At 60.7% G+C, this 9,779-nt stretch carries 10 protein-coding genes and 2 pseudogenes; 9 read left to right on the plus strand and 3 right to left on the minus strand.

Annotated features, from left to right (window positions below):
* Positions 1-408 (plus strand): annotated as a pseudogene (locus M5G20_RS29375) (NAD-binding protein); the annotation flags it as partial.
* Between the two features lie 91 nt (positions 409-499).
* Here the strand turns inward: M5G20_RS29375 and M5G20_RS29380 are convergent.
* Entirely contained in the window at positions 500-844 is a 345-nt protein-coding gene (locus tag M5G20_RS29380; RefSeq protein ID WP_007988984.1) for a cupin domain-containing protein, read from the minus strand.
* 114 nt (positions 845-958) lie between these two features.
* On the minus strand, positions 959-1,843 hold the full coding sequence (locus M5G20_RS29385) for a LysR family transcriptional regulator (RefSeq protein WP_273922011.1): 885 nt from the start codon (positions 1,841-1,843) through the stop codon (positions 959-961).
* Positions 1,844-1,977: 134 nt separating this feature from the next.
* Between M5G20_RS29385 and M5G20_RS29390 the strand changes: the two genes are divergently transcribed.
* Positions 1,978-2,706, plus strand: coding sequence for a sulfite exporter TauE/SafE family protein (locus M5G20_RS29390; protein ID WP_273922012.1), 729 nt, complete (start codon positions 1,978-1,980; stop codon positions 2,704-2,706).
* On the opposite strand, the gene M5G20_RS29395 is transcribed toward M5G20_RS29390, so the two are convergent.
* Positions 2,696-3,010 carry a putative quinol monooxygenase gene (locus M5G20_RS29395; protein ID WP_273922013.1) on the minus strand — a complete coding sequence of 105 codons (315 nt, stop codon included), beginning with the start codon at positions 3,008-3,010 and terminating at the stop codon, positions 2,696-2,698. The genes M5G20_RS29390 and M5G20_RS29395 overlap by 11 nt on opposite strands.
* A 164-nt stretch (positions 3,011-3,174) precedes the next feature.
* On the opposite strand from M5G20_RS29395, the gene M5G20_RS29400 reads away from it, so the two are divergent.
* The 7 genes and pseudogenes from M5G20_RS29400 to M5G20_RS29430 all read left to right on the plus strand — a co-directional run.
* Positions 3,175-3,765 (plus strand): NAD(P)H-dependent oxidoreductase, encoded by a 591-nt coding sequence (locus tag M5G20_RS29400; RefSeq protein WP_273922014.1) that lies wholly within the window; start codon positions 3,175-3,177, stop codon positions 3,763-3,765.
* A 91-nt stretch (positions 3,766-3,856) separates the two neighbouring features.
* Entirely contained in the window at positions 3,857-4,768 is a 912-nt protein-coding gene (locus M5G20_RS29405; protein WP_273922015.1) for a LysR family transcriptional regulator, read from the plus strand.
* Between the two features lie 103 nt (positions 4,769-4,871).
* Positions 4,872-5,678 carry an NAD-dependent epimerase/dehydratase family protein gene (locus M5G20_RS29410; RefSeq protein WP_273922016.1) on the plus strand — a complete coding sequence of 269 codons (807 nt, stop codon included), beginning with the start codon at positions 4,872-4,874 and terminating at the stop codon, positions 5,676-5,678.
* A 152-nt stretch (positions 5,679-5,830) separates the two neighbouring features.
* The gene (locus M5G20_RS29415) at positions 5,831-7,276 is read left to right on the plus strand and encodes a SulP family inorganic anion transporter (protein WP_273922017.1); all 1,446 of its coding nucleotides are present in this window, start codon (positions 5,831-5,833) and stop codon (positions 7,274-7,276) included.
* 184 nt (positions 7,277-7,460) lie between these two features.
* A complete protein-coding gene (locus tag M5G20_RS29420; protein WP_273922018.1) occupies positions 7,461-8,759 on the plus strand; it encodes a GntT/GntP/DsdX family permease in 1,299 nt (432 codons plus the stop codon).
* Positions 8,760-8,774: 15 nt separating this feature from the next.
* Positions 8,775-9,574 (plus strand): annotated as a pseudogene (locus M5G20_RS29425) (MurR/RpiR family transcriptional regulator).
* On the plus strand, positions 9,555-9,779 hold a 225-nt coding region (locus M5G20_RS29430), incomplete at its 3' end, for an amidohydrolase family protein (RefSeq protein ID WP_273922019.1). The pseudogene M5G20_RS29425 and the gene M5G20_RS29430, both read left to right, overlap by 20 nt.

Consider the following 9,779-nt stretch of genomic DNA (forward strand, 5'->3'; position numbering starts at 1 on the left):
CCGCAACATCGTCCATTGTGGTGAGGTCGGCACCGGTCAAATCGCTAAAATCTGCAATAACCTGCTGCTGGGGATTTCCATGGTCGGCGTCAGCGAGGCCATGGCGCTTGGCGATGCACTGGGCATCGACACCAAGGTGCTGGCAGGCATCATCAACAGCTCCACCGGCCGTTGCTGGAGTTCGGAGATGTATAACCCGTGGCCGGGCATCGTCGAAACGGCGCCTGCGTCACGCGGCTATACCGGCGGTTTCGGGGTTTGGGGCTGGCGACGGAAGCGGCGCGACAGGCGCACCAACCGGTGGTGCTGGGCGCGGTGGCCCAGCAGTTGTATCAGGCGATGAGTTTGCGTGGGGAAGGTGGGAATGACTTCTCGGCGATCATCAATAGCTATCGCAAACCGCAATAATCGCGCGGAAAACCGGTGGGAGCGAGCTCCAGCAAGTACCTATCGATATTTACCGGGAAATCACGTCGGGTGATCTCCCGGTTTTTTTGTATCAGGCAAACACGAAATATTTGCGCACGGTTTCCACCACTTCCCAAGTGCCTTTCATCCCGGGTTCGATGACGAAAATGTCACCGGCGCGCAGATGGATGGGCGCCATGCCTTCGGGGGTGATGACGCAGTAGCCTTCCTGGAAATGGCAGTACTCCCACTTCACGTACTCGACGTACCACTTGCCCGGCGTGCAGATCCAGGTGCCCATGATCTTGCTGCCGTCTTCGCTGGTGTAGGCGTTGAGGTTGACGGTGTGCGGGTCGCCTTCGAGCTTTTCCCATTTGCAGGCGTCGAGCACGGGCAGCGGGTGAGTGTCGCGAAGAACGGTAATCGGTGCGGTCATGATGACTCCGGGCAGTGGGTACTGGAACTGAAGTCGCACCCTATAGCGCCCGTCCGTTATTCAGTTGTCTGTGCTCGACACTGAGCTGTCCAGAAACGCATCGCTCTCAATGAGTCAGGGGAGCGTCAACGCGTGCAGCAGTGACTTGGCATAGCCGGGGAGCGCGGCGAAGTTCGCGGCGCAGAGCAGCAGTTTGCGCTGGCCCCAGGGTTCCTGCAGGGCGAGGCTTATGAAGGGCAGCCCGTCTGATCCGCGCTCGACGGCCGCCAGCGGGACGATTGCCAGGCCCGCGCCACGGGCGACCATGCGCATCACGCCATCGAAACCATCGGCGCGGATGCGGATTTGCATGCGTGAACCCGCGTGCAACGCCTGTTCCTCGAGGTACACCGCCAGCGCGCTGTTGGCGTTCAGGCCGACGTAGTCGTGATGCAGCGTGTCGGCGAAGCTTACTGTGGTCCCGTGGGCCAGGGGATGATCGTGGGGCATGATCAGCACCAATGGATCATCGCGAAACGCTTGGGTCTGCAAGTCAGTGGTATCCACCGCGTCGGAGACAATGCCGAGGTCCGCCGCGCCCTGGCGTAGCGCGTGGGTGATGCGGGCGCTGGGCAGTTCCTGCAGGTCGATATCGAGATTGGGGTGTTCGCGCAGGAAGTCGGCGAGCAGTTCCGGCAGGTACTCGGTGATGGCCGTGGTGTTGCAAAGCAATCGGACCTGGCCTTTGACGCCGTTGGCGTATTCGGCCAGGTCCTGTTGCAGGCGTTCGGCCTGTTGCAGCAGGACGCGGGCGTGTTGGGCGAGGGCCTTGCCGGCAGGCGTCGGCGTGACGCCGCGACGGCCGCGTTGCAGGAAGTCTGTGCCCAGTGAGGTTTCCATCGCGCGGATTCGTGCGCTCGCGGCTGCCAGGGACAGATGGCTGCGCGCGGCGCCGGCGGTGATATTGCCGCTGTCGAGGATGTTCAGGTAGAGGCGCAGGTCGGTCAAGTCGAAGTGCATCGTCAGCCCATTTTTAAGTGTCGTCTGGGAAGGCGTCATTAGCCACAAAAAATACGCCAGCCTCTGTATAGACAAGAGGCTCAATCAGTATATGGCAGATTTTCAACCGTCCAATCCGCGCTCACCATAGCCCCATGAATACACTCGCCACGTTCTACCAAAACCTCGGTCTGGCCCTCTCATTGCTGGTCATCACCACCTTCCTGCTGGCCGGCATGATCAAGGGATTGATCGGCCTCGGCTTGCCCACCGTGGCCATGGGGCTGCTCGGTCTGGCTATGGCTCCGTCGCAAGCTGCGGCGCTGTTGATCATCCCGGCGACCCTGACCAACGTCTGGCAATTGGCATTCGGTGGGCATCTGTCGGCGCTGCTCAAACGGTTGTGGCCGTTGTTGTTGGCGATTTTTCTTGGCACCGGGGCGGGCACGTTGTGGATCGGCATGTCCGGTATGCTCTATGCCTTGAGCGGTTTGTTTCTGCCGACCCTGCGAGTGGGGCGTCGCAGCGAGCGCTGGCTCGGCCCGCTCTGCGGCGTGATCACCGGCGTCATCACCTCGGCCACCGGCGTGTTCGTGATTCCGGCTGTGCCTTATTTGCAGGCACTTGGGTTGAGCAAGGATGAACTGGTGCAGGCGTTGGGCCTGTCGTTCACCGTCTCGACCCTCGCCCTGGCCGGCGGGTTGCTGTGGCGCGGGGCTCTGGGCGGGGGCGAGTTGAGTGCGTCGATGCTGGCGCTGATCCCGGCGGTGCTCGGCATGTTGCTCGGGCAATGGCTGCGCCAGCGGATCAGTGCCACGGTGTTCAAACGCGTATTTTTCGTTGGCCTCGGCTTGCTCGGTGGCCATTTGTTGATCAGCGGCTAGCGGACGACGGGCTGATCATCTCGATGGCGCGGATCTCGAAGTCACGCTCCAGGTACTCATCGCGTTGTTCGAGAAATTGCTTCATGTGCGGCAGATTCGAGTGCACGTCGAGGTGGGCCTGGGACTGCCAGATTTCGTAGAAGATGAACAGTGTCGGGTCCTGTTTGTCGCGCAGCATGTGGTACTCGATGCAGCCAGGCTCGGCACGACTGGCTTCTACGTAGCCGCTGAAAAACGCTTCGAAGGCATCGGATTTTTCCGGGCGGGTCTTGGCGTGCAGGATGAAACCTTGCAGATCACTCATGAAAAAAAGCTCCTCGGGTCAGAAACCGCGCCAGTCTAATGCAACAATTACCTGATGATTCGTGCGTTTGAGTCAAATGTATTTTGCCAATTGGGTGCTTATTTCGCGCGAGGCAGATCGTTACTCTGCCGCCATCCAATTCCTGACCTTCCCGAGAGCCCCTCATGAAAAAAGTTCTGTTACTCAATGGCGGCAAAAAATTTGCCCACTCCGATGGTCGTTACAACACCACCCTGCATGAAGCCGCGTTGAGCGTGCTGGACCGTGGTGGCGTGGACGTGAAAGCCACGTTCATCGACGAGGGCTACGACGTGGCGGAAGAAGTGGCCAAATTCCTTTGGGCCGACGTGATCATTTACCAGATGCCCGGCTGGTGGATGGGCGCGCCGTGGACCGTGAAGAAGTACATCGACGAAGTCTTTACCGAAGGGCATGGCAGCCTGTACGCCAGCGACGGCCGCACCCGTTCCGATGCTTCGCAAAAGTACGGCAGCGGTGGTTTGGTTCACGGCAAGCAGTACATGCTGTCGCTGACCTGGAACGCCCCTCAGCAAGCCTTCGACGACCCGACTGACTTCTTCGAGGGCAAAGGCGTGGACGCGGTGTACTTCCCGTTCCACAAGGCCAACGAGTTCCTGGGCATGACCGCTTTGCCAACCTTCCTCAGTGTGGACGTGATGAAACGCCCGAACATCGAAGGTGATGTGGCGCGTTATGAGCAGCATTTGGCTGAGGTGTTTGGCCTGAAGGCCTGAGGCTCCGCTACTATCGATATCTGAAGCCGGTACTGACCTGTGGCGAGGGAGCATCGACAACGGTGTGCAGGACTATCGATAAGGAACACTCGTGAAAGCCAGATCCGATGAGTTGCAGATTTTCGTCTGCGTGATTGAGTGCGGATCGATTTCCGCGGCGGCCGAGCAGGTCGGGCAAACGCCGTCGGCGGTAAGCCGTACGTTGTCGCGGCTGGAGGCCAAGCTCGATACAACGTTGATCAATCGCACCACGCGGCGCATGGATCTGACCGAAGAGGGCAAGTATTTCTTCGAGCACGCCAAGCTGATTCTCGATCAGATGGACGAGCTCGAAGAGCGCTTGACCTCACGCCAGCAGACGCCGTCCGGGCGCCTGCGCATCAACGCTGCCTCGCCGTTCATGCTGCACGCCATCGTGCCGCACATCGACGAGTTTCGACGGCTCTACCCCGACATCCAGCTTGAGCTCAACAGCAACGACCTGATCATCGATTTGCTGGAGCAAAGTACCGACATTGCCATCCGCATCGGCACGTTGGCCGACTCGACCCTGCACGCCCGCTCACTGGGTTGCAGCCCGTTGCACATCGTTGCCAGCCCGGCTTATCTGGAAAAATACGGCACGCCGACGGCGGTGGCTGATCTGTCCGGACACACGCTGCTGGGCTTCACCCAGAACGAGGGCCTCAACCAATGGCCGCTACGTTACGTGCACGGCGATCGCTGGCCGATCCAGGCGTCGCTCAGCGCCTCCAGCGGCGAAACCATCCGCCACCTGGCGCTGGAAGGGCAGGGCATCGCCAGCCTGTCGCATTACATGACCATCGACGACATTCGCGCCGGACGTTTGAAGGTGCTGCTGGCGGAGTTCAACAGCGGTTATCGCCAGCCGATCAACGCCGTGTACTACCGTAACTCGCAACTGGCCTTGCGGATCCAGTGCTTTCTGGACTTTATCCAGAGCAAGCTGGCGCTGTACGCCACCGACGATTTCAACGACTGATTCGTGATTACTGCGCAAGAGTGAATTGGGTCAGCGGGGATTTTTCGTCAAGGAACACTGCTTGATACTCGTTGCATCACTTATCCACGCAGGGAGTTTCTCCATGAACGTATTCGTTACCGGTGCAGCGGGTTTTATCGGTGGTTCCATCGCCACCGGCCTGATCAAGGCAGGTCATAGCGTCACGGGCCTGGTGCGCAACGCCGAACAGGCGGATGAACTGAAAGCGCTGGGCATCACGCCAGTCATCGGCACGCTTGACGACAGCGCACTTCTCGCTGACCAGGCCCGAGCCGCCGACGCCGTCATCAACGCTGCCAGCAGCGACCATCGTGGCGCAGTCGAAGCCTTGCTCGATGCCTTGCGCGGTTCCAACAAAGTGTTCCTGCACACCAGTGGTTCGAGCATTGTCGGCGATGCGTCGGGCGGCAAGTCCAGCGAGGTCATCTACTTCGAAGACAACCTGCCGCAACCCACCGTCGACAAGGCTGCACGCGTGGCCATCGACCACCACAGCCTGCAGCTGCCGCGCCTGCTGAAGCAGGCGCGTAAAAGTGGTGTGGTGCGTCACGTAGGCACGGGCCAGAACATCTGGTCCAACGTGCACATCGAAGATGTGGTTGCCTTGTACCTGCTGGCGCTGAGCAAAAATGTACCGGGCACGTTCTACTTTGTTGAAAGCGGTGAAGCGTCGTTCATCGACATGACCACGGCCATGGCGCAAGCGCTGGCTCTGGGTGAACCACAGGATTGGCCACTCAACGATGCCGAAGCCGAGTGGGGTTACGAGATGGCCAACTATGGCCTGGGCTCCAACAGTCGGGTTCGCGGCAAGCGTGCGCGGGAAGTGTTGGGTTGGGCACCGAAGCGGACTTCGGTGGTGGAGTGGATTCGCAACGAGATGGTGTGAGTTCGCTTTATACCGAGTTGCTGCCTTCGCGAGCAGGCTCGCAGCGAGCCTGCTCGCGAAGGCGTTTCTGAAATTGCATAAACTGGCCGGACCGCGCTCGATTCCGTAACATCCCCTAACTCTTTTCCTGCTTCCCCTGCACGCGGTCCTCCATGAAACCAAAACACCTACGCGCCGATGCCCTTGCTGGCCTCACCACGTCTTTCGCCCTGCTGCCCGAATGCATCGCCTTCGCGCTGGTGGCGCACCTCAATCCGCTGATGGGGCTGTATGGCGCTTTCATCATTTGCACCCTGACCGCGCTGTTCGGCGGGCGCCCGGGCATGGTGTCCGGTGCTGCCGGGTCGATGGCCGTGGTGATCGTTGCGCTGGTGGTGCAACACGGGGTGCAGTACCTGCTGGCCACGGTATTGCTGGGCGGGTTGATCATGATGGCGTTCGGCTTGCTCAAACTCGGGAAGCTGGTACGCATGGTGCCGCACCCGGTGATGCTCGGTTTCGTCAACGGCCTGGCGATCATCATCGCACTGGCGCAACTGGAGCATTTCAAGAGCGGCGAGCGCTGGCTCAGTGGCACGCCGCTGTACATGATGATCGGTCTGGTCGCCCTGACCATGGCCGTTGTCTATTTGCTGCCGCGGCTCACGCGCACGGTGCCGCCGGCGCTGGTGGCGATTCTGGGTGTAGGCCTGGCGGTTTATCTGCTGGGTCTGCCAACCCGCACCCTCGGTGACATGGCGCACATCGCCGGCGGCCTGCCGACGCTGGCGTTGCCGGATATTCCATGGAATCTGGAAACCCTGCGCATCATCGCGCCGTACGCGATCCTGATGGCGCTGGTGGGCCTGCTGGAAACCCTGTTGACCCTGAACCTGACCGATGAAATTACCGAAAGTCGTGGCTATCCGGATCGCGAATGCGTGGCTCTGGGCGCGGCGAACATGGTCTCTGGTGCGTTCGGCGGCATGGGCGGTTGCGCGATGATCGGCCAGACCGTGATCAACCTCAGCTCCGGTGGGCGCGGGCGCTTTTCCGGCGTTGTAGCCGGTGTGTCGATCCTCTTGTTCATCCTGTTCCTGTCACCGCTGATCGAGCGCATTCCGTTGGCGGCGCTGGTCGGGGTGATGTTCGTGGTGTCGCAACAGACCTTCGCCTGGGCCTCGCTGCGAGTGATGAACAAGGTCCCGCTCAACGATGCGCTGGTGATCATCGCCGTGACAGTGATTACCGTGTTCACCGACCTGGCCACCGCCGTGCTGTGCGGCATCATCATCGCGGCGTTGAATTTCGCCTGGCAACAGGCTCGGCAGTTGTACGCCGACAGTCATCTGGAAAACGACGGGAGCAAGCTTTACCGGGTGCACGGCACCTTGTTCTTCGCCTCGACCACGCCGTTTCTCAACCAATTCGATCCGGCCAACGACCCGGCTCAGGTGACGCTCGATTGTCGCCATCTGAGTTTCGTCGACTATTCCGCCATCGCCGCGCTCGATACCCTGCGCGAGCGCTACAGCAAAGCCGGCAAGCACCTGCGGGTGCTGCATTTGTCCGAGCGTTGCAAGAAATTGCTCCGACGCGCCCGGGTTTACCACGACTGAACCTCGACCGGGCAGGGGATGAAAATCCGCCTGCCCGACTTTCATTATTCGCGACAAGACATATCTGTCAGCGACATCTCTTACCTCTGTACGAAAATTAATTTCACCTCGTTTGATAATCGCCTCTCGAAATGTTTTAAGACTTTCACAAATATTTCGACGTGACCCTCTCGAGGAGTACCGCATGACCCTGTCCTTCGGCTATTGGCTGCTGGTGTATGCCGCCATCGCCATCATTGCTTTGATCGTTCTGATCGCCCGTTACCGGCTCAATCCGTTCATTGTCATCACCCTGATTTCCATCGGTCTGGCGCTGGTGGCAGGCATGCCGCCGTCGGGCGTGGTGGGGGCGTATGAGGCCGGGGTCGGCAAGACCCTGGGGCACATTGCGCTGGTGGTGGCGCTGGGCACGATGCTCGGCAAGATGATGGCCGAGTCCGGCGGCGCCGAGCAGGTGGCGCGGACCTTGATCGACTGCTTCGGCGAGAAGAACGCGCACTGGGCGATGGTCTGTATCGCATTCCTGGTAGGGTTGCCGCTGTTCTTCGAAGTCGGTTTTGTGTTGCTGGTGCCGATTGCGTTCACCGTGGCGCGGCGGGTCGGCGTGTCGATCCTGATGGTCGGTTTGCCGATGGTTGCCGGGCTGTCGGTGGTGCACGCGTTGGTGCGGCAGACCCTGCTCTACGCCATTGCGATCGGTATTCCGACGGCGATCATCGCCGGCCCGCTGTACGCCAGGTTCATCGTGCCGCGCATCCAACTGCCCGCGGAAAACCCGCTGGAGCGCCAGTTCCTCGAACGCGAACCGCGTGACCGCCTGCCGGGTTTCGGCATTACCATGGCGACCATTCTCTTGCCGGTGGTGCTGATGCTGATCGGCGGCTGGGCCAACCTGATTTCCACGCCGGGTACGGGTTTCAACCAGTTCCTGCTGTTCATTGGCAACTCGGTAATCGCGCTGTTGCTGGCGACCTTGCTGAGCTTCTGGACCCTCGGCCTGGCCCAGGGCTTCAACCGTGAATCGATCCTCAAGTTCACCAACGAATGCCTGGCACCCACAGCGAGCATTACACTGCTGGTGGGTGCCGGTGGCGGCCTGAACCGGATTCTGGTGGACGCCGGCGTCACCGACCAGATCGTCGGCCTGGCCCACGAATTCCATTTGTCCCCGCTGTTGATGGGCTGGCTGTTTGCGGCGCTGATGCGCATCGCCACCGGCTCGGCCACCGTGGCCATGACCACAGCCTCGGGCGTGGTTGCGCCAGTGGCTATTGGCCTGGGTTACCCGCATCCGGAATTGCTGGTACTGGCGACCGGCGCCGGCTCGGTGATTTTCTCCCACGTCAACGACGGCGGCTTCTGGTTGATCAAGGAATACTTCAACATGACGGTCACCCAGACCTTCAAGACCTGGACGGTACTTGAGACGTTGATCTCGCTCGTCGCTTTCGGTCTGACCGTTGGCCTTTCTTACCTGATTTAACCGGAGTCGCCCGCCATGGACATCCTCTACCAGATTCGCGCCCGTCAGGATTCCTTCAGTGCCGGTGAAGGTCGCATCGCTCGACTGATGCTCGACGACGTAGGGTTGGCTGCAAGGACTTGCGTGACCTGCGCTTGCAACTGGCCCAGGCCAATGGCGTCGGCAGCCGGTTTCTCGACCCGGCGGGGACACCGGATCAGTCGGCGTTCTACGGGCAGATCGTCGGTGATATCGAGTCGACGTTGCGTCAGCACTTGTCGGCCTTTGAAGAGTCGCGTTTTGCCGACGCCGTGAAACTGTTGGGCAAGGCGCGAATGATTCACGCGTTCGGCATGGGCGGCTGCTCGACCTTGTGCAGCGATGAACTGCAAGTGCGCCTGGTGCGCCTCGGTTATCCGATCGCGGTATGCCACGACGCGGTGATGATGCGCGTCACCGCGGCCAGTCTCAGCACTGATCATGTAGTGGTCGTTTGCTCGCTGACCGGGATCACCCCGGAGCTGGTGGAGACGGTGGAACTGGCGCGCAACTATGGCGCACGCATCCTCGCGATCACCCGCGGCGACTCGCCGTTGGCGCAATTGGCCGACATCGTCCTGCCGCTGCAAAGCGCCGAAACCTCATTCATCTACAAACCCACGGCGGCGCGCTACGGCATGCTGCTGGCCATCGACGTGCTTGCCACCGAACTCGCACTGGCCAATCCTCAAGACAATCAAGAGCGTCTGCGGCGGATCAAACTCGCCCTCGACGACTACCGCGGCGGCGACGATCACTTGCCGTTGGGACAGCGACATGATGGGCGACCCGGCTGACCTGGCAATCCTGAACGGCCGCATCGAGCGCATCGGCGACCTGCACGACGCCCATGCCTGCGAAGAAATTGACGCGGCGGGGAAGGTACTGGCGCCTGGTTTCATCGACGTGCACACCCACGACGACACGGTGGTGATCCGCCAGCCGCAGATGCTGCCCAAGCTCAGCCAGGGCGTGACCACGGTGATCGTCGGCAACTGCGGG

The sequence above is a fragment of the Pseudomonas sp. TNT2022 ID1044 genome, assembly GCF_028656895.1.
Lineage (GTDB): Bacteria > Pseudomonadota > Gammaproteobacteria > Pseudomonadales > Pseudomonadaceae > Aquipseudomonas > Aquipseudomonas reinekei.